The organism is Mesorhizobium sp. CA15, from assembly GCF_020165215.1.
Classification (GTDB): Bacteria; Pseudomonadota; Alphaproteobacteria; order Rhizobiales; family Rhizobiaceae; genus Mesorhizobium.
This window is the reverse complement of sequence record NZ_JAIUHQ010000009.1, coordinates 38824-57092: the sequence shown is the minus strand read 5'-3', so window position 1 is coordinate 57092 and position 18269 is coordinate 38824. Positions and strand designations below refer to the sequence as shown.

The following is an 18269-nucleotide window of genomic DNA, read 5'->3' as shown; positions in this document are numbered from 1 at the left end:
CCTCCCTGGGCCGTTGGAACGGAGATGGATGCCGCATGCGGAATCCACCCCTTGGCTGGGGTGTATGCGAAACAGGGCTTGGAACGTCAAGATATTGTTCGGTTTTTGCCCGGCTTTCGCCCAAAAGAAGAGGGCAATAAACGTTATGCCAGCGCGAGCCCGGAATTAGATCGATTGAAATGACGTTGAAGCACCTTTCGCCCAACCCGCAGACGTAGCGTTATTCCGCCCCCTGCCCCATACGCCGCGCGGCGTAGCGTTCGATCGCCGACAGGCCGTCATAGATCAGCACGGCAAGCGCCGCGACGATCAGGCCGCCCTGCAGCACGAAGGCAAGGTTGTTCGAGATCAGGCCGGCAATTATCACCTCGCCCAGCGTCTTGGCGGCAACCGTCGAGCCGATGGTCGCGGTGGCGAGGCTGATGACCACCGAGAGCCGGATGCCGCCGAGGATCACCGGGGCGCTCAGCGGCAGCTCGACCTTCATCAGCCTTTGCCAGCCGGTCATGCCTGCGCCGCGCGCCGCTTCCATCACGTTGCCGGGCAGCGTGGTGAGCGCCGTCAGCGCATTCTCGAAGATCGGCAGCAGGCCGTAGAGGAAGAGCGCGATCAGCGTCGGCTTCTCGCCGAAGCCGACGGCCGGCACGGCAAGCGCCAGCACCGCAACCGGCGGGAAGGTCTGGCCGATATTGACCAGGCTGCGCGACAAGGGCAGGAACTCGGCGCCGGCCGGCCTGGTGACCAGGATGGCTAAAGCCACGGCCACGATCGTCGCCGCCACTGTCGCCGTCAGCACGATCCGCAGATGCTGCAATGTCAGCGTCAGCAGGCTGCCCTGGTTGTAGATCGCCGGCGCGCCATTCTCGGTCAGCGGTTTCAGCAGCGGCTCGAACCAGTTCGGGCTGGTGATGAAGACCGCCAGCAGCAAGAGAACAGCCAGCCTCAGCAGCGCAGGCAGCCAGGCTTTCATTGCGGCCTCGCCGCACGTTTGACCAGGCCTTCGACGGTGACGCGGCCGAGCAGCTTGCCGTCGGCGCCTTTCACCGGCAGCGCCGGGCGGCCCGACCACAACAACTCGGCCAGGGCGTCGCGCTGCGTGGCTTCGCCGGGGATCGCCTCGCCTTCGGCACCGCCCGGCTCCACCGCATCGCGCACTGGCCCCAGCGACAGCAGCCGGAACGGCTTTTCGCTGGCGCCGACCAGTGTCTCGACAAAGCCGTTTGCCGGTCTGGCCAGAATCTCCGCCGGTCTTGCGTATTGCACCAGCTTGCCCGCATCCATGACGGCTATTTTGTCGCCCAGATGCACCGCTTCTTCCATGTCGTGGGTGACGAGGATGATGGTGGTGCCGAAGCGCTTCTGGATCGCCAGCAGATCCTCCTGCGCCTTGGTGCGGATGATCGGGTCGAGCGCGCCGAAGGGCTCGTCCATCAAAAGCACGTTCGGCTCGGCGGCCAAAGCGCGGGCAACGCCGACGCGCTGCTGCTGCCCGCCCGAAAGCTCGTGCGGGTAGCGCGGCCCGTAAGCCTGCGGGTCGAGCTGGTAGAGCGTCATCAACTCGTCGACGCGCGCCTTGATGCGGTCTCGGTCCCAACCGAGCAGCAACGGCACGGTGGCGATGTTCTGCGCCACCGTGCGATGCGGAAACAGGCCGTGGCCCTGGATGGCGTAGCCGATGCTGCGGCGCAGCTGATAGCCGGGCACCGAGCGGTTGTCGGCGCCGTCGAGCTTGATGACGCCGGAGGTCGGCTCGACCAGCCGATTGATCATCCGGAGCAGCGTCGTCTTGCCGGAACCCGACGTGCCGACGATGGTGGCGACGGTTCGAGGCTCGATGACCATCGAAACATTGTCGACCACCGTCGTCTCGTCATAGCGCTTGGTGATGCCTTCGATCTCGATCATGCCGTTTCGACCCTGCGCTTGGTGGCGGTCATCTCGATTACAGCGTCGAGGATGATGGCCGCAGCAAAAGCCAGCGCCACGGTCGGCAGCGCGCCGAGCAGCACCAGATCCATCGCCGTCTGGCCGACACCCTGGAAAACGAACACGCCGAAGCCGCCGCCGCCGATCAGCGCGGCGATGGTGGCAAGCCCGATGTTCTGAACAAGCACGATGCGGATGCCGGTCAGGATCACCGGAAAGGCGAGCGGGAACTCGACGTCGAAGAGGCGCTGGCGATCGGTCATGCCCATGCCGCGCGCGGCGTCGTTGGCGGCGCGAGGCACGCCGGCGAGTCCGACCACGGTGTTGGCCACCACCGGCAGCAGCGAATAGAGGAACAGCGCGACAAAAGCCGGCGCGGTGCCGATGCCCCTTATGCCGACCGCGGCGGCACCCGGCACGTGCAGGGCGACCCAGCCGAGCGGCGCGATAAGAAGGCCAAAGAGCGCGATCGACGGAATGGTCTGGATGATGTTGAGCACGTTCAGCACCCCTGCCCGCAGCTTCTCGACGCGATGGCACAAGATGCCGAGCGGTATCCCGACCACGACCGCGCCGGCCAACGAGCCAAGCGCCAGCGTGACGTGCTTGGAAGCTTCGGCCCAGAAACTGTCGGCGCGGCCTGCATATTCCTTGAGAATGGAAAGACTGTCCCAACGTCCCGAAACGAGCAGCGCGGCGATGGCCAAAGCGGCAAGCACGAGCACGCCGACGCGCGCCCCGGGCGACAGGTTCAGCCTGGTCAGCACATCGGCGAGAAGCAAGGTGAAAGCAAAGATCAGCAGCCAGAAACCGGAGGCCGGCGAGACGCGAGCGAAGGTGTTGCCGGCGGGCGTCAGAAAACCGCCGGCAACACCGATCAGGACCGATAGCGCGACCAGCGCCACGACGCCGGCGATCAGCCTGAGCAAAAGCGGCGTCCTGAGCAGGGCGACGATCGCGGCCGCTATCACTATCGCCAGCCACAGCATGCCAAGCGTGGACGGCAGCGCTTCGAGGATCGAGCGCGCCTGCCCCGGCACGATACGGTTGGCGCGGAATGTTGCGAACGGGGCGAGGAACGCGGCATAGGTCACGATCGCGGCAATGACGACGCCGAGCTTATCGAGGCGGATGGTCATGACGCGCGTTTGCGCGAGGCGCCCCCCTCTGGCCTGCCGGCCATCTCCCCCTCTAGGGGGGAGATCAGATGTCGCGAGGGCCTTCGCCAATCACCAAGGCCGGAGAAGGGAGCGAGGCGCAGCAACAGCCAATCTCCCCCCTTGAGGGGGAGATGTCCGGCAGGACAGAGGGGGGCGCCTCGCAACGACTTCTCGCTTTTCAAGGCGGGCTTATCTTACTTCAAAAACCCGTTCTTCTTCAAAAAATCCTCCGCGACCCCCTTCGCCGGCTCGCCACCCAGTTGAACGCGGCCGTTGAGCCCCTGCAGCGTGGTGAGATCGAGCTTGGCGAAGACCGGCTTCAGCAGCGTCTCGATCTCGGGATGCTGCTTCAAGACCTCTTCCCGGATGATCGGTGCGGGCTGATAGACGGGCTGCACAGCCTTGTCGTCCTCGAGCACGACGAGGCCGGAAGGCTGGATGCCGCCGTCGGTACCATAGACCATGGCGGCGTTGGCGCCGTTGGTCTGGTTGGCGGCGGCTGCGATGGTCGCCGCGGTATCGCCACCGGAGAGCGTGATCAGCTGGTCCGGCTTCAGCGTGAAGCCGTATGTCGTCTGGAAGGCCGGGAGCGCCGCCGCCGAATTGACGAACTCGGCGGAGGCGGCCAGCACAACCTTGCCGCCGCCCGCGACGTATTTGCCGAAGTCGGTCAAGGTGACGAGCTTGTTCTCGTCGGCCACTTCCTTGCGCAGCGCGATCGCCCAAGTGTTGTTGGCCGGCGACGGCGATAGCCAGACGATCTTGTTGGCATCATAGTCGAGCTTCTTGGCGGTTTCGTAGCCCTTGGCGGCGTCCTTCCAGACCGGATCGTCTGCCTTCTGGAAGAAGAAGGCGGCATTGCCGGTATATTCGGGATAGATGTCGATCTCGCCGGCGGTGATCGCCTTGCGCACCACGGGCGTCGCGCCGAGTTGGATCCGGTCGGTCGTCTTGATGTTGTTGGCGTTGAGCACGAGCTGGATGATATTGCCCAGCACCCCGCCTTCGGTATCGATCTTCGAGGAGACGACCACCTGAGCGCTGGCCGAGGCAGTGGCAAGGCCGAGCGCGAGGGCCGCTACGGCGAGCTTTCCGATTGAAAACATTGTGAAATCCCTTGCTGTGAACCGATTGATCGGTGGCTGTATATGAGCACGGCTATGACGGGCAGTCGGGGTACACGGTTTCATAACTTGGGGGACAGGCGCAATAATTTTGTTCGATCCGACAAAAGCACTGTTCCACCCGACATAGCGCGATGCCGACCTAAGGCCGGCTGGCGGCTTACCCTGTTTTGCGAAATATTGGGAAAGGCGGGTCGGCGGCCAAAACAGGAGTGTGTCATGGCCAAGCACAAAGTCGGCTACCTCATCGGCAGTCTCGCCAAGGGCTCCATCAACCGCAAGCTTGCGAAGGCTCTCGTCAAACTGGCGCCGCCGGAACTTGAGATGACGGAAATCCCCTTCAAGGACTTGCCGCTCTACAGCTACGACTATGACGCCGCCTTCCCGCCTGTCGCCCTGGAGTTCAAGAAAGCCATCGCATCCGTCCAGGCGGTGCTTTTCGTCACGCCGGAGTACAACCGATCGATCCCCGGCGGCCTGAAGAATGCAATCGACTGGGCCAGCCGGCCCTACGGCAAGAACTCCTTTGCCCGCAAACCGACTGCCGTCATCGGAACATCGCCGGGCGCGATCGCAACCGCGGTCGCCCAACAGAGCCTGCGCAGCGTGCTCAGCTTCTGCAACGCGCCCCAGATGAACTCGCCCGAAGCCTACATTCAGTTCACCCCGGGGCTGATCACCGACGATGGCGAGGTGACGGTGGCGTCAACAGAGACATTCCTGCGTAACTATATGCAGGAGTTCCACATGTTCATCGCGCGGGTCCTGCAGGTGCTCCCCCCGGATGCCTGACGCCGGTCGTTCAGGCAGGTTGTTCAAGAGGCCGGAAGAGCTGGTCGGGCGCCTTCTTCAAGATTTGGGAGCGCCCACCAACTTCAACGTGCCGAGCGCGGCAAAGCAGAGCGCGACGACCGGGAAGACGATCCAGTTCAGCATGGTCCAGCCCCAGGCGTTGTAGATCGCGCCCGACATCAGCGAAGCGAATGCGACGGAGCCGAACAGGGCAAAGTCGTGGAAACCCTGGACCTTGCTCTTCTCGGAAGGCCGGTAGCTGGCGGCGACCATTGCGGTGGCGCCGATGAAGCCGAAATTCCAGCCAAGCCCGAGCAGGATCAGCGCCGTCCAGAACTGCCACAGCGCCAGGCCGGAAAGCGCCACGGCGCCGCAGCCGATCAATAGCACAAGCCCAGTGGCGACGATGCGCTCGGCGCCGAAGCGATGGATCAGCGTACCGGTGAAGAAGCTTGGCCCGAACATGGCCATGACGTGCCAGGAAATGCCAAGCGTGGCATTGTCTTCCGACAGGCCGCAGCCGACCATGGCGAGCGGCGCACCGGTCATGACGAAGCTCATCAGCGCGTAGCTGCCGACGGTGCAGAAAAGTGCTGCGACGAAGCGCGGCTGGGTGACGATCTCGATCAGCGGTCGGGCATCGCTTGCGGCGGCTTCGGTCACGGCGTTCGCATTTGCAGAAACCCGCAGGAACGACAGGATGAGCGCGCCGACCGCCGCCAGCGGCAGGATCGAGGCGAAGGATCCTGCGAACATCACCGGGGCCAGCAATTCGCGCGTGTAGATGACGATCTGCGGCCCGAGGACGGCAGTGATGATGCCGCCGGCCAGCACGAAGGAGATGGCGCGCGCCTTGAACTCCGGCGGCGCGTTGTCGGCAGCCGCGAAGCGGAATTGCTGGACGAAAGCGCCACCGACGCCAATGACGCAGAGGCCGAAGGCGAACAGCCAGAAGCTTGCCTGGAAGAGCGCGAGCGTCGCGACCAGGCCGCCGAGCGCGGTGACGATAGTGCCTGTCATGAAGCCGCCGCGATGGCCGAGCCGGCGGATGATGGCAGCGGCCGGCAAGGCTCCCAGCGCCACGCCGATATTGAAACCGGTGACCGGCGCCGTCGCGAGCGACTTGTCTGGACCGAGCAGATATTGCCCGGCGAGCGCGCCGAGCGAAATGGCGATCGGCGCGGCCGAACCGACGATCGCCTGCGCTGCGGCAAGCAGCACCGCCGTGCGACGCCCTTCCCTGCCGGTCTCGGCGAACGCGGCCGTTGCGATCGTCACGAAGCGTCCTTGCCGCGTCCCTCGCCGCGAACCCGGCGCGAAACGCGATCCAGCACGGCGTTGACCAGCTTCGGCTCGTCTTCCTCGTAAAATGCCTTGGCGATGTCGACATATTCGGAGACGATCACGGCCACCGGCACGTCCTCGCGCTTCATCAATTCATAGACGCCGGCGCGTAGGATGGCGCGCAGCGTCGAATCTAGCCGCGACAGCGGCCAGTCCTCGGTGAGCGCCTGGCGGATGACGGGATCGATGGTCTTCTGGTTCTCGACGACGCCGGTCAGGATGGCGCGGAACCATTGCGCGTCGGCCTCGCGATAGAGCGCGCCGTCGACTTCCTTGCCGAGGCGGAAGGCTTCGTATTCGGCCGTGATCTCGAAGACGCCGCTGCCGGCCACATCCATCTGATAGAGCGCCTGGACGGCGGCAAGACGAGCGGCACCACGCTTGTTGGCGTGGCGCACCGCACCGGTCGAGGCGGGATCGGTCACGATTGGGCTCCGAATTTCTCTTTGAGCGCGATCATGGTCAGGGCCGCGCGCGCCGCGAAGCCGCCCTTGTCGCCTTCCGTCTTCCGCGCGCGCGCCCATGCCTGGGCGTCGTTCTCGGTGGTCAGAATGCCGTTGCCGATCGCGATCGCCTCCTGCACCGAAAGGTCCATCAGCGCGCGGCTCGATTCATTGGCGACGATGTCGAAATGATAGGTGTCGCCACGGACGACGGTGCCGAGCGCAACAAAACCGTCGTAATGCGTGCCGCCTTCGGCCGCGCCATCGAGCGCGAAGGTGATGACAGCCGGTATTTCAAGCGAGCCGGGAACCGTGACGACGTCATAGGTGGCGCCGGCCTCATCGAGCGCGCCGGTCGCGCCATCGAGCAGGGCGTCGGCGAGATCGTCGTGAAAGCGCGCTTCGACAATGAGCAGATGCGCCTTCGCCTTCGGGCGAATGAACGCTTTGCCGTGTTGGGATGTGCCAGCCATAAAAGTCTCCGGGGGGTTGCCGGTGACTTAGGCCGAAGCCGGGTTGACCGCAAGCGGAAGATTGGCGGACCGACACCAACGCTCCATCTCTCGAAGGATTCTGGTCCCGGGCAGCGCGATGTTTCGGTACTTTGTTTGGCTAGGCAGGCGAAGCCTCAAGGATCGAAATCGGTGCGCTGGTGTCGATCACTCGCTCTAGCTTCAGCCCTGCGGCCTCGAACAGCCTGGCGTATTGCGCCTCGGTCCGCTCAAGGCCGCCGGTGACCGCGAGCATGACCACATCGATGGCCTTGATCTGGGCCGGTTCGTCGCCCGCAGGGACGAGCGTCTCGGCCACGAGCACCCTTCCATGCGTTGGCATAGCCTCGCGGCAACGGCGCAAGATCAACTCCGCGCGTTCATCGTCCCAATCGTGGATCACCTTCTTGATTACATAGACATCGCCGACGGGGACGCTGTCGAAGAAGTCGCCGACGACGAAGTCGGTGCGCGACGCATCGCTCCCGGCCTCCTGGCGCGCCGCCGCCACTCCTGAGGCGAGATCGAGAAGAACTCCGCTCAAATGGGGATTGCGGGCAAGGATGGCCGAGAGAAGCTGTCCATGCCCGCCGCCGACATCGACGACCCGCGTATATCGGCTGAAATCATAGGCGTCGGCGATCGCCTCGTTGCTGCCTTGGCCCTGGGCAACCATAGCTCGCTGAAACAGAGCAGCCTGTTCCGGGTGGGCCGAAAGCCAATCGAATCTCGGGCTTCCGAAAACCTTGTCGAAGGCCGGCTTTCCGGTGCGGACGGAATGCAGAAGCTGCTCAAACGCAAGATAAGCCTCGCTGTTGATCATCCGGATGAAGTCGCGTGGTCCGGGCCGATCGGAACGAAGCGCCGCGCCGACCTCCGTCAAGGCAAATTGACGAGGGCGAACTTCAGTGAAGACCCCCTCCGGCGCCAGAAGCCGCATCACGCGGTAGAGCGGCTCCGCATCCGTCTTCGTGGCGGCCGCCAAATCTTCAACTGACTGCTCGCCGGAAGCCAGAAGATCGGGAATGCCGAGTTCGATGACGACGCGCAGCGCCTGTGACACGGCAAATCCGAAACCCAGCCTCATGACTTGTTGCGATGGGTTGGTCATGGCTTTCCCCTCCGGCCAGTGAAAAGCTTACGAGGGGCGAGAGCAGAAGTGAAGCGGGACGCAGTGTTGAACGGCGCGGCCTCACGACCTGCTTTTAGTCAGAGCCCCTCTTTCGCGGCCTCCGCCAGGCGCGCGGCATAGCGGGCCATGGTGTCGATCTCGATGTTGACGCGGTCGCCGGCCTGGCGCTCACCCCAGGTGGTGACGCTCAGCGAGTGATGGATGAGGAGCACGTCGAAGCGGGTCGCTTCGACCTTGTTGACGGTAAGCGAGGTGCCGTCGAGCGCGACCGATCCTTTGGGCGCGATGAACTTCGCCAGATGGCGCGGCGCCTCCAGCATGAAGCGCACGGCATCGCCCTCTTCCTTGCGCTCGACGATTTCGGCGGTGCCATCGACATGACCGGAGACGATGTGGCCGCCGAGTTCGTCGCCGATCTTCAGCGCGCGTTCCAGATTGATCCTGGTACCGGATTTCCAACTCGAAGCGGTGGTCAGCCTGAGCGCTTCCTCCCAGGCCTCGACCTCGAACCAGCGCGCGTTGGAGCCACGCTCGGGCAGCGCCGTGACGGTGAGGCAGACGCCGCCGCAGGAAATCGAAGCGCCGATCGCAATGGTCTCGGGGTCGTAGGCGGTGTCGATGCGCAGGCCGATGCCTTCCGCCAGCGGCTTCACCGAAGCGATAGCGCCCACATCCGTGACAATTCCTGTAAACATCAGAGAGTGTCTTTCGTTTTGACCATGATCTCGCACAAAGAGCGGTTCCCACTGTTCGCGATCATGGCCTTACCCATTCGGTATAGCTGTCCTCGCCAAACCGCATGTCGCGCAATTTGCGAAAGCATGCCGGGATATGGTCGGCGTCGATGGGCGATGCAATACCGTCCTCGCCGATCGCCTCCGGCCCCTGGAACAGGACGATGCGGTCGACCAGGTCTTCCTCCAGGAAGGCCTTGGCCACCCTGGCGCCGCCTTCGACCAAAACGCTCGCCATGCCGAGTGCCGCCAGATCCTCCAGCAACTCCGGCAAGGCTATCTCGCTTTCATAGGTTTCCGTGCCGATGAAGTGCACGCCTGCGCGTTCGAGCGACGCCCGCCGGTGCGCATCGGCCTCTGGGCAAGCAGCGACATAGAGCGGCACGCGGTCGACGCCCGAGACCAGCTTCGACGTCTCCGGCAACCGAATCTGGCGATCGAGGACGATGCGCGCCGGCGAACGGTTCTCCAGTCCGGGCAGGCGCACGGTCAGCGCCGGATCGTCCTCCAGCGCGGTGCCGATGCCGATCAGGATAGCGTCGGCCTCGGCGCGCATCAGATAGACGTCGCGCCGGGCGATCTCGCCGGTGATGGCGACCTGTCCGGCGCCTTTGCGGCCGATCTTGCCGTCGCTCGAAACCGCAAGCTTCAGAGTCACTTCCGGGCGTTTTTTCAGAGAACGAGTCAGATAGCCGGCCATCTGATCGGCGGCCTCGGTGGCCAGCACCTTCTCCGTCACCTCGACGCCGGCGGCGCGCAGGATGGCGTAGCCCTTGCCGGAGACGCGCGGATCGGGATCGCTCGCCGCACCGACGACGCGCGCTATGCCGGCATTGACCAGCGCATTGGCGCAGGGCGGCGTGCGGCCGTGATGGGCGCAGGGCTCCAGAGTGACGTAAGCCGTAGCACCGCGTGCAAGCTCGCCGGCCTCGGCAAGCGCTTCGGTTTCGGCATGGGGGCGGCCGCCCACGGCCGTCACGCCGGTGCCGACGATCATCGGGCCGGCGCCGTCGTCGCGCACGATAATGGTGCCGACGGAAGGGTTGGTTGAGGTGCGGCCGGCATTGCGGCGCGACAGCCTGATGGCCGCGGCCATGAAACGGCGATCAAGGGCCGCCTGCGCGGCCTCGTCCAGTCGCTGTCCCGCCATAATCAGCCGGCGTCCTCTTCGGTCTTCTCCTCGTCGCCCTTCAATTCGCCCAGCAGCTCGTGAAAATCCTTGGCCTCGCGGAAATTGCGGTAGACCGAGGCGAAGCGGACATAGGCAACGTCATCGAGCGATTTCAGCGCCTCCATGACCAGCCGGCCGACCTCGCCCGAGGCAACCTCGGTTTCGCCGGAGCTTTCGAGCTGGCGCACGATGCCGGTGACGGCGCGGTCGATGCGCTCGGGATCGACATTGCGCTTGCGCACCGCGATCTCGACCGAGCGCAGCAGCTTGTCGCGGTCGAATGGCACTTTGCGCCCGGACTTCTTGACAACCACGAGGTCGCGCAATTGCACGCGCTCGAAGGTGGTGAAACGACCACCGCAATCAGGGCAGACGCGGCGCCTGCGGATGGCCGCGCCATCCTCCGCGGGACGCGAATCCTTCACCTGCGTATCTTCGGACTGGCAATAGGGACAGCGCATGGGAAGCTTTCGGTTTGGCGATTCTCAGGATCCGGGAAGGCTTAGTTTGTTTTACCGTCACGGCAAAGCGCGGAGCTTTCCTATCAGAGATAGCGAGGCGCAAGCACAATTGCCAGCGCCCTGCCCCAAGGCCGGCAACGTCAGGGCGCGACGTCCTTGGTCGAAAACCCGCAGGACGTGCCGAGATTGCGATAAGCCTTGGTGAAGCCATCCATCGGGATGCTGGCGACAGCCTGTTTGCCGAAAGTCACATCGAGCGAGGTGACCTTGCGCATGGCGCGCAGCAAGGCCAGGCTGGTCTTGGCCTGGTTGTCGACCAACCAGCTCGGGCGGCCGCCGGCGGCGGCGTTGGAGGTGACCGTCGCGGCGACCTTCACGCCGGGGTCGCCGAAAGTCGCGGCGATCTTGTCGCCGGTCGGCAAGGTCTTGTTGTCGATGATGAACATGATGGCCGGATAGGCATCCGGCGGCAGCGCGTCGCCGGTCGAGATCGACAGCGTCAGGGAGCCTGCGTTACCGGCGCCGTCGAGGAAAGCCGTCGAGGCGGCGCAGGTCTTGTGCGCGTCCTGGCCGGTATCGAGCGTATCGATGATGGTGGTCCACCTGCCGAAAGTATTGGTGGCGGGCAGATCAGCATTCGGCTTGGTTTCGTCCTGAGCCATCGCGGCGGAGGTGGCGAAGGCGGCAAGCGGGCCAAGCAAAGTCGCAGCGAGACGGGAAGTACGCATCATCGGATCTCCAGTAAGCCGCGCCGCCCACAGGAGCGGCGCAAGCGCAGGATAAAAGATGACGCGCGGCGCCCGGTCAACCGAGATAGGGATAGAGCGGGAAGCGGTCGGTCAGCGCCGTGACCTTGGCCTTCACAGCGGCCTCGACCGCCGCGTTGCCCTCATCGGAATTCGCCACCTTCAGCCCGTCCAGCACCTCGGCGATCAGCTTGCCGATCTCGCGGAACTCGGCTTGGCCGAAGCCGCGCGTGGTGCCGGCCGGCGTGCCGAGGCGCACGCCAGAGGTGACGAACGGCTTTTCCGGATCGAATGGGATGCCGTTCTTGTTGCAGGTGATGTTGGCGCGGCCAAGGGCTGCCTCCGCGCGCTTGCCGGTGGCGTTCTTCGGACGAAGGTCGACCAGCATCAGGTGATTGTCGGTGCCGCCCGAGACGATGTCGAGGCCAGTCTCCTGCAAGCTGGAGGCCAGCGCCTTGGCATTGGCGACGATGCTTTCGGCATAGGCCTTGAAGCTCGGCTTCAGCGCTTCGCCGAGCGCCACCGCCTTGGCGGCGATGACATGCATCAGCGGCCCGCCCTGCAGGCCCGGGAACACCGCCGAGTTCATCTTCTTGGCAATTTCCTCGTCATTGCACAGGATCATGCCGCCGCGCGGGCCGCGCAGCGACTTGTGGGTCGTCGTGGTCACGACATGGGCGTGGGGCAGCGGCGACGGATGCATGCCGCCGGCGACGAGACCGGCGATATGCGCCATGTCGACCATGAGGTAAGCGCCGATCGAATCGGCGATCTCGCGGAAACGCTTCCAGTCCCAGATACGCGAATAGGCGGTGCCGCCGGCCAGGATCAGCTTCGGCTTCGTCTCATGCGCGGTCTTCTCGATCGCATCCATATCGAGCAGGTGATCGTCCTTGCGCACGCCGTAGGAGACGACCTTAAACCACTTGCCGCTCATATTGACCGGCGAGCCGTGGGTGAGATGGCCGCCCGAATTCAGGTCGAGACCCATGAAAGTGTCGCCGGGCTGCAGCAGCGCCAGAAACACCGCCTGGTTCATCTGGCTGCCGGAATTCGGCTGGACATTGGCGAAGTTACAGCCGAACAGCTTTTTGGCGCGCTCGATGGCCAGTTCCTCGGCCACGTCGACGAACTGGCAGCCGCCATAGTAGCGCTTGCCCGGGTAGCCCTCGGCATATTTGTTGGTCATGATCGAGCCTTGCGCCTCGAGCACGGCGCGCGACACGATGTTTTCGGAAGCGATCAGCTCGATCTCATGGCGCTGGCGGCCGAGCTCATTGCGGATGGAGCCGAAGATTTCCGGATCGGCATCGGCAAGCGTGGTCTCGAAGAAGGATTCGAATTTGGTGGAGGCTGCCGCGGCATTTGACATGGCTTGCTTTCCCTTGGGGCCGGAGGTCTGCGAGGTCGCCGCGCATTAACACAGTTGTTTTCGGCCCGCCACGTTTGGGGCGCGAAATTTGCTGGCCGGTTTGCGCCAAGACAAGCGCACCCGGTTCTAATCCCGCGGTTCGCCGCCCTTGAGGTCGTTTCGGAGAAGGTGATCTCGGTGAACAGCTTGCACGCCGTGTGGTCGTTGATGCCACCAGGACGAAGCATGGCCTGCAGTTCGGCGCGCTCAGCCTCGATGCCCGCCAGTCTGAAGCCGAGTTCGATCCCTGATCAAACCCTGCGGCTGGCCTGAACAAAAAAGACCGCTACGAGAGCGGCCTTTTTCTTCTTACATCGGATGCTTAAAGCGCGGAGCTGATCTGCAGCTCGCTGGCGCCGTCGAGGCCGTAAATGTCGTCGCGGAACTGCACGACGCCCGGAGCGGTCGACCACGCCGACAGGTAGAGGAAGTGAACCGGAACCGGGTTGACGACCTGGATCGGCGTGTTCTCGCCGGTCTTGATCGCTGCCTCGAAATGCTGGCGGTCCCAGCCGGGCGTATCGCGCAGGATCCAGGTGACGAGATCGCGCACGTTCTGGACACGCACGCAGCCGGAGGAATCGAAGCGCATCAGCTTGCCGAACAGGCTCTGCTGCGGCGTGTCGTGCATATAGACGCCGTCCGGGCTCGGGAAGTTGATCTTGACCGAGGCCATGGCGTTGTTGCCGCCCGGATCCTGGCGGAAACGGTATTTCGCGGCATCGTCCGTCGACCAGTCGATGGTCATCGGATCGACCTCGCTGCCATCCGGCGCGAACAGGCGGATGTGGCTGTCCTTGAGGTAGTTCGGGTCCTTCCGCATCAGCGGAATGATGTCCTTGCGCACGATCGAAACCGGCGCGTTCCAGTACGGATTGACGATGATCTCGTTGATCTTCGAGTTCACGATCGGCGTCTGGCGGTCGATCTTGCCGACGATCGCGGTGTGGCGCAGCACGACGCGGTCGTTCTCGACCGCTTCGACCTGGGCGCCCGGAATGTCGACCAGCACGTAGCGGTCACCCAGCGTACCGGCCTTTTCCTTCAGGCGTTGCAAATTGGTCTGCAACTGGCCGAGCCGGACCTGCGCCGACACGTTCATGGCGGCGTAGGTGTATTTGCCCATGGCGCCGTCGGCCGGCAGGCCATGACGGAGCTGGAAGCGCTTTACCGCCGAGTCGACATAGGAATCGAAGGCCGTTGAAATGCCGGCGCTCTGCGGCAGGTCGCCCGAGACCATCAGGCGCTTGCGCAACGGCACGACATCCGGATCGTCGTCGCCAAGCTGCAATTTCTTGGTGGCCGGAACCTGCTCCCAGCCGCCCTGGGAGACGATGTTCTGGTACTGCGCCACCGCCTGCTCGGTGAAGGCCACCGTCTGCAGGCTGAAGATCGGCAGCGTCGAAGCGACCTTGTTGGTGTCGGTGCCGCGCGCGTCAAACTGATCGTCCCAATTGCCGCGTGTCGAGGATTTCAGGATGTCCCCGATCACGTCCTGGGCGCTCGCCTGGCCGGCGACCAATGCGGCGGCGAGCGCGGAGGCTCCGGTAAGGAAGAAACGGCGGCTGGTTCTCATGGCAGACATTCTTTGCTTAATCGCTCTCGCTCAATCGCTTGCCGGGCGGCTTGTCCGCACTCTAGGGGTGGCAAACTTAACAATTCGCCAACCATGACCCGCATCGGTCGGCCGCCAGAAACGCGCTGCCGCAACGCAGGTTCCAAGGAGCGCAAGGCACAGGCCCGCAGCGTCACTCACAAACCGCATTGACCGCGATTATGGCGGCAACGTGGCCTTGGCCCGCGATTTGCATGCGGCGGCAAGGTGAAAGGAAGGGCGGCGATGCTTTTTTGCATCGCGCGATGCTGGCGCGTCCTTGCGAAGTAAGCACCCTGCCCTTCAGGCGCGGAGCTTCAATGCGCAGAGCGACGGTCAAACTCCCGCAGATGCCCGCCTTCGCAAAAGGATAGGACCGGTGCGCTTCAAGCACCGATCCCGTACTCTTCTCCCGGTCGCGCTTCTTCGGCGCGGCTTTCCCGTCCCCAATTGCGAAGCGCTCACATCCGGTAAGCGATCGTATCGTTCCAGAAGCGGTCGAGCCGCTGCAGCGCGCGGTTCATCTGCTTGAACTCGTCGGTGTTGATGCCGCCGACCGCCTCGATCGAGCCGACATGGCGCTCGTAGAGGCCGGCGACGACGTCGGCCACCTCGTTGCCCTTCGGCGTCAGCGAGACGCGGACCGAACGGCGGTCGATGCGCGAACGCTGGTGGTTGATGAAGCCGAGGTCGACCAGCTTCTTCAGATTGTAGGAGACGTTGGAGCCGAGATAATAGCCACGCGAGCGCAGCTCGCCGGCGGTCAGCTCGGAGTTGCCGATGTTGAAGAGCAGCAGCGCTTGGATGGCGTTGATGTCGGAACGGCCGTTGCGGTCGAACTCGTCCTTGATCACGTCAAGCAGGCGGCGGTGCAGACGTTCCACCAGCTGCAGCGATTCCATGTAAAGCGAGCGGATAGCCTCGCGGCGATCGTCAGATACGTTTGCGGTCTTCGCCGCCGGACGCGAATTGATCATTGTCTTTGCCTCTCGTTTGTCGCCTTGGTGATTTTTTGTTTTTCACCTTGATCGCGACACTATCGAATACTCATAAAATTCGACTTAAACGCCAGGGCTAACAAGAGCTTACCGGTAAGAGGTTTCGGAAGACGCTTAACGATCGGTCACCCGAGCAAGAACAATTAACCTAAAGATTTAGCCAATGGATCTTGCAGTGAAACGGGGCCGCGAAACCGGTTCCGAAGGCCGGCCCTCGGCCGGCTTTATGGGTGGCGCATGATGTCGTCCGAAAACCGCTTCACACTTTTCGGCATCATGCTCATTGGCGGAGCCGGCGCTTCTGCAGCCAGATGGTGACGCGAAAGACGATGTAGAGCAAGGCCACGCAGGCGTGCGAGATCACGATCAGCAGGCGGTGGCCGAAGAGATCGGGGAAACCGGCATACATCACCGTCTCGGTCGCGGCGCAGATGAACCAGATCACCGGCCCCCACGATGCCAGCATCCAGAGGCCGGCGGCGGCGAAGGGAAAGAACACCGCGAGCATGGCCGCCGCCACCTGCCAGTGCACCGGCATCAGGTCGAAGCGCCACATCTCGCCCGGATAAATGCCGATGAGGCGGATCCAATAGAGGATGCCGAACAACAGGCAGTAGCCGGCGATGACGCGCTGGAACCAGGCGAAGATGACCTCGGTGGTCGAGGGCTGAAGCACCACGCGCCTGGAGGTGACCTCGCTCACAGGGCAAGCTCCTTGTCCCCGAGCGGCGCGAAATAGGCGTCGATGTCGGCCGTCCGGACCTCATCCAGGCGTGCGGGCCGCCACTCGGGCTTCGAGCCTTTTTCGATGATGGCGGCGCGGATGCCTTCATAGAAATCATGGCCGGCAAGCATGCGGTTGAGGATGCGGAACTCCATCTTCATGCATTCGTCCATCGACAGTGTCGAGCCGGCGCTGATCTCGCGCCAGGCGACGTTTAGGCTGGTCGGCGAACGGGTCTTGATCGTGGCAAGCGTCCTGGCGGCGAAAGCATCGCCGGCGGCGGCCTCCTCGAGGCTGGCGATGATATCGGCAAGCGAGCTTTGCGAAAAATGGCGTGCGATCGAATCCAGGTCCTGCTGCTCCGTCTCGCGTTTTGCCGGCACGAAGAAATTGCGCAGCTCGGCATCCGGATCGTTGCTGGTCGCCAGCTCGTCGAGCAAGCCCGCCTGGTCTTGCGCCTTGATTGTGTGCGTCGCAAGCCCCGACCAAAGCGCATCGCCGTGGCGGATGCGATTCCCGGTCAGCCCGAGATACATGCCGAAGGAGCCGCCGAGATCGGGCAGCAAATGGCTGGCGCCGACATCCGGGAAAAAGCCGATGCCGACCTCCGGCATGGCGAACTGCGCGTTCTCGGTCAGCACGCGATGCGAGCCATGGAAGGAAATGCCGACGCCGCCGCCCATGACGATGCCGTCGATCAAAGCGATATAAGGTTTCTTGAACCGTGCGATGCGGGCGTTGAGCCGGTACTCGTCGGCGAAGAAATCGACCGGGGGTTCGCCGGCGCGGCCGGCCTCGTAGATGTGCAGGATATCGCCGCCGGCGGAAAACGCCCTGCCCTCGGCCTTGACGACGACGACACCGACGCCCGTGTCCTGCTCCCAGGCGTCGAGCGCCCTGCCGAGCGCCTTGACCATGTTGTGCGTGACGGCGTTGAGCGCCTTGGGTCGGGTCAAAGTGACCACACCCGCTCTGCCCAGCCGCTCGAAGCGGATCTCGTCGCCTCCGCCAAAATCCATCACCAGAGAATCCCTCTCTCCGCCCGCCGGGGGAGAGAAGTGCTAAAGGCGGCATGGAGACGCGTCAATGGCGGCGGGTACTGGGGAGCGCTCCTTGCGCTGGCGGGCGGCAGCGCCAGATGTTAGGTAACCGGCAAAGCACTGTGCCCGCGCCCGACAGGTTTCGAGCAGATCGACATGCCTGGAATTTCCCGCTTCGCGGTTGGATTGGTCGGTCTCCTATATCTGGGACTGCCCGTCCGCGCCGCGACAATCGCCGAGCTCTACCAGGCACAGGCGATCGTCACCGGCACCGGCGAGGCAAATCGCGAGATCGGCTTCAAGGATTGCCTCGACAAGGTGCTGGTCAAGGTCTCGGGCGACCAGCGCCTGACGCAGAAGACGGAGATGCTGGCTCTGCGCGACAAGGCGGCCGACTTCGTGCAGTCCTTCCGCTATCACGACCGGCTCGAAGGCATCCCGATCCATGACGAGCAAGGCACGCATGACCGGCCGCATGATCTCACCTGCCTCTACAAGCCAGCTGTCATCGACAAGCTGCTGGCGCAACTCGGCAGCAGGCCCTGGCTCGGCGAGCGGCCGCCTATCGCCGTCTTCATGACCGCCGAGCAGGGCTCGCGGCATTTCGTGCTGACGGCGGATGAGGACCTGGGCAAGACCATGAGGGAATCCTTCGCCAACGCCACAAGTCCACTGCTGATGCGCATTGTCTTTCCAAAGGCCAGCCAGCTCGGCGGCCTTGACGAAAAGGCGCTCGCGGCCGCCGATATGGCAAAGCTCGACAAGCTCGCGAAGAAAGCAGGAGCGGCCCGGGCGCTCGCCGGCAGCATCGTGTGGAGCGACAAGGAGCTTGGCTGGATCGCCGACTGGCGGCTGGCCGATCGCGGCAGGACCTACCGCTGGCAGGCGCGCGGCGTCAGCTTCGACGAGGCGTTCCGTGTGGCGATCAGGGGCGCGGCGCAGATCCTGTCGGGGCACGGGCAGCCTTAGGGCAGGTCG

19 protein-coding genes are annotated in these 18269 nt (G+C 64.0%); 2 read left to right on the top strand and 17 right to left on the bottom strand.

Translation table 11 applies throughout. The annotated features are described in order from the left end of the window. Positions 1-220: 220 nt before the first annotated feature. The 4 genes from LB515_RS16495 to LB515_RS16480 form a co-directional block, all read right to left on the bottom strand. Complete coding sequence (locus LB515_RS16495) at positions 221-970, bottom strand: ABC transporter permease (protein ID WP_224708344.1); 750 nt, start codon at positions 968-970, stop codon at positions 221-223. After that, the gene (locus LB515_RS16490) at positions 967-1905 is read right to left on the bottom strand and encodes an ABC transporter ATP-binding protein (RefSeq protein ID WP_224708343.1); all 939 of its coding nucleotides are present in this window, start codon (positions 1903-1905) and stop codon (positions 967-969) included. The genes LB515_RS16495 and LB515_RS16490 overlap by 4 nt, the downstream gene beginning before the upstream one ends. Continuing rightward, a complete protein-coding gene (locus tag LB515_RS16485; RefSeq protein ID WP_224708342.1) occupies positions 1902-3065 on the bottom strand; it encodes an ABC transporter permease in 1164 nt (387 codons plus the stop codon). Before LB515_RS16485 ends, LB515_RS16490 begins: the two co-directional genes overlap by 4 nt. Positions 3066-3280: 215 nt before the next feature. Then, positions 3281-4192, bottom strand: a complete 912-nt coding sequence (locus LB515_RS16480; protein ID WP_224708341.1) for an ABC transporter substrate-binding protein — start codon at positions 4190-4192, stop codon at positions 3281-3283. 237 nt (positions 4193-4429) lie between these two features. On the opposite strand from LB515_RS16480, the gene LB515_RS16475 reads away from it, so the two are divergent. Continuing rightward, positions 4430-5002, top strand: a complete 573-nt coding sequence (locus LB515_RS16475; RefSeq protein ID WP_095767682.1) for an NADPH-dependent FMN reductase — start codon at positions 4430-4432, stop codon at positions 5000-5002. Positions 5003-5059: 57 nt separating this feature from the next. Here the strand turns inward: LB515_RS16475 and LB515_RS16470 are convergent, their stop codons facing one another. From LB515_RS16470 to LB515_RS16410, 13 genes are all read right to left on the bottom strand, one after another. Continuing rightward, complete coding sequence (locus LB515_RS16470; protein ID WP_411969148.1) at positions 5060-6280, bottom strand: MFS transporter; 1221 nt, start codon at positions 6278-6280, stop codon at positions 5060-5062. Next, positions 6277-6771, bottom strand: a complete 495-nt coding sequence (nusB, locus tag LB515_RS16465) for a transcription antitermination factor NusB (protein WP_095767684.1) — start codon at positions 6769-6771, stop codon at positions 6277-6279. The genes LB515_RS16470 and nusB overlap by 4 nt, the downstream gene beginning before the upstream one ends. Continuing rightward, on the bottom strand, positions 6768-7262 hold the full coding sequence (gene ribH / locus LB515_RS16460; RefSeq protein ID WP_095767685.1) for a 6,7-dimethyl-8-ribityllumazine synthase: 495 nt from the start codon (positions 7260-7262) through the stop codon (positions 6768-6770). The genes nusB and ribH overlap by 4 nt, the downstream gene beginning before the upstream one ends. 139 nt (positions 7263-7401) lie before the next feature. Then, positions 7402-8391 carry an acetylserotonin O-methyltransferase gene (locus LB515_RS16455; RefSeq protein WP_224708340.1) on the bottom strand — a complete coding sequence of 330 codons (990 nt, stop codon included), beginning with the start codon at positions 8389-8391 and terminating at the stop codon, positions 7402-7404. A gap of 98 nt (positions 8392-8489) precedes the next feature. Then, the gene (locus LB515_RS16450; protein ID WP_224708339.1) at positions 8490-9107 is read right to left on the bottom strand and encodes a riboflavin synthase; all 618 of its coding nucleotides are present in this window, start codon (positions 9105-9107) and stop codon (positions 8490-8492) included. Positions 9108-9168: 61 nt separating this feature from the next. Further along, entirely contained in the window at positions 9169-10296 is a 1128-nt protein-coding gene (ribD, locus tag LB515_RS16445; protein ID WP_224708338.1) for a bifunctional diaminohydroxyphosphoribosylaminopyrimidine deaminase/5-amino-6-(5-phosphoribosylamino)uracil reductase RibD, read from the bottom strand. A 2-nt stretch (positions 10297-10298) separates the two neighbouring features. After that, positions 10299-10778 carry a transcriptional regulator NrdR gene (gene nrdR / locus LB515_RS16440; RefSeq protein ID WP_140541281.1) on the bottom strand — a complete coding sequence of 160 codons (480 nt, stop codon included), beginning with the start codon at positions 10776-10778 and terminating at the stop codon, positions 10299-10301. A 140-nt stretch (positions 10779-10918) separates the two neighbouring features. Continuing rightward, positions 10919-11506, bottom strand: a complete 588-nt coding sequence (locus LB515_RS16435) for a hypothetical protein (RefSeq protein ID WP_411969150.1) — start codon at positions 11504-11506, stop codon at positions 10919-10921. 76 nt (positions 11507-11582) lie between these two features. Beyond that, a complete protein-coding gene (glyA, locus tag LB515_RS16430; RefSeq protein ID WP_140842684.1) occupies positions 11583-12896 on the bottom strand; it encodes a serine hydroxymethyltransferase in 1314 nt (437 codons plus the stop codon). Between the two features lie 361 nt (positions 12897-13257). Then, entirely contained in the window at positions 13258-14511 is a 1254-nt protein-coding gene (locus tag LB515_RS16425; RefSeq protein WP_224708336.1) for a murein L,D-transpeptidase, read from the bottom strand. 479 nt (positions 14512-14990) lie between these two features. Continuing rightward, positions 14991-15506 (bottom strand): transcriptional regulator LdtR, encoded by a 516-nt coding sequence (gene ldtR, locus LB515_RS16420; RefSeq protein ID WP_040983294.1) that lies wholly within the window; start codon positions 15504-15506, stop codon positions 14991-14993. 301 nt (positions 15507-15807) lie between these two features. Continuing rightward, the gene (locus LB515_RS16415; RefSeq protein ID WP_140842678.1) at positions 15808-16230 is read right to left on the bottom strand and encodes a DUF6163 family protein; all 423 of its coding nucleotides are present in this window, start codon (positions 16228-16230) and stop codon (positions 15808-15810) included. Continuing rightward, positions 16227-17270: an enoyl-CoA hydratase/isomerase family protein gene (locus tag LB515_RS16410; protein ID WP_224708335.1), complete on the bottom strand. Its 1044-nt coding sequence runs from the start codon at positions 17268-17270 to the stop codon at positions 16227-16229. The genes LB515_RS16415 and LB515_RS16410 overlap by 4 nt, the downstream gene beginning before the upstream one ends. A gap of 177 nt (positions 17271-17447) precedes the next feature. Here LB515_RS16410 and LB515_RS16405 point away from each other — a divergent pair, with 177 nt between their 5' ends. Further along, on the top strand, positions 17448-18260 hold the full coding sequence (locus LB515_RS16405) for a DUF2066 domain-containing protein (RefSeq protein WP_224708334.1): 813 nt from the start codon (positions 17448-17450) through the stop codon (positions 18258-18260). The last annotated feature ends 9 nt before the right edge of the window (positions 18261-18269 follow it).

Coding starts and splice junctions, on each gene's coding strand:
- LB515_RS16450 (WP_224708339.1), bottom strand. CDS start 9,107: ATGTTTACAGGAATTGTCACGGATGTGGGCGCTATCGCTTCGGTGAAG.
- LB515_RS16490 (WP_224708343.1), bottom strand. CDS start 1,905: ATGATCGAGATCGAAGGCATCACCAAGCGCTATGACGAGACGACGGTG.
- nrdR (WP_140541281.1), bottom strand. CDS start 10,778: ATGCGCTGTCCCTATTGCCAGTCCGAAGATACGCAGGTGAAGGATTCG.
- LB515_RS16425 (WP_224708336.1), bottom strand. CDS start 14,511: ATGAGAACCAGCCGCCGTTTCTTCCTTACCGGAGCCTCCGCGCTCGCC.
- LB515_RS16455 (WP_224708340.1), bottom strand. CDS start 8,391: ATGACCAACCCATCGCAACAAGTCATGAGGCTGGGTTTCGGATTTGCC.
- LB515_RS16405 (WP_224708334.1), top strand. CDS start 17,448: ATGCCTGGAATTTCCCGCTTCGCGGTTGGATTGGTCGGTCTCCTATAT.
- LB515_RS16480 (WP_224708341.1), bottom strand. CDS start 4,192: ATGTTTTCAATCGGAAAGCTCGCCGTAGCGGCCCTCGCGCTCGGCCTT.
- LB515_RS16410 (WP_224708335.1), bottom strand. CDS start 17,270: ATGGATTTTGGCGGAGGCGACGAGATCCGCTTCGAGCGGCTGGGCAGA.
- LB515_RS16475 (WP_095767682.1), top strand. CDS start 4,430: ATGGCCAAGCACAAAGTCGGCTACCTCATCGGCAGTCTCGCCAAGGGC.
- LB515_RS16485 (WP_224708342.1), bottom strand. CDS start 3,065: ATGACCATCCGCCTCGATAAGCTCGGCGTCGTCATTGCCGCGATCGTG.
- LB515_RS16495 (WP_224708344.1), bottom strand. CDS start 970: ATGAAAGCCTGGCTGCCTGCGCTGCTGAGGCTGGCTGTTCTCTTGCTG.
- LB515_RS16435 (WP_411969150.1), bottom strand. CDS start 11,506: ATGCGTACTTCCCGTCTCGCTGCGACTTTGCTTGGCCCGCTTGCCGCC.
- ldtR (WP_040983294.1), bottom strand. CDS start 15,506: ATGATCAATTCGCGTCCGGCGGCGAAGACCGCAAACGTATCTGACGAT.
- glyA (WP_140842684.1), bottom strand. CDS start 12,896: ATGTCAAATGCCGCGGCAGCCTCCACCAAATTCGAATCCTTCTTCGAG.
- ribD (WP_224708338.1), bottom strand. CDS start 10,296: ATGGCGGGACAGCGACTGGACGAGGCCGCGCAGGCGGCCCTTGATCGC.
- ribH (WP_095767685.1), bottom strand. CDS start 7,262: ATGGCTGGCACATCCCAACACGGCAAAGCGTTCATTCGCCCGAAGGCG.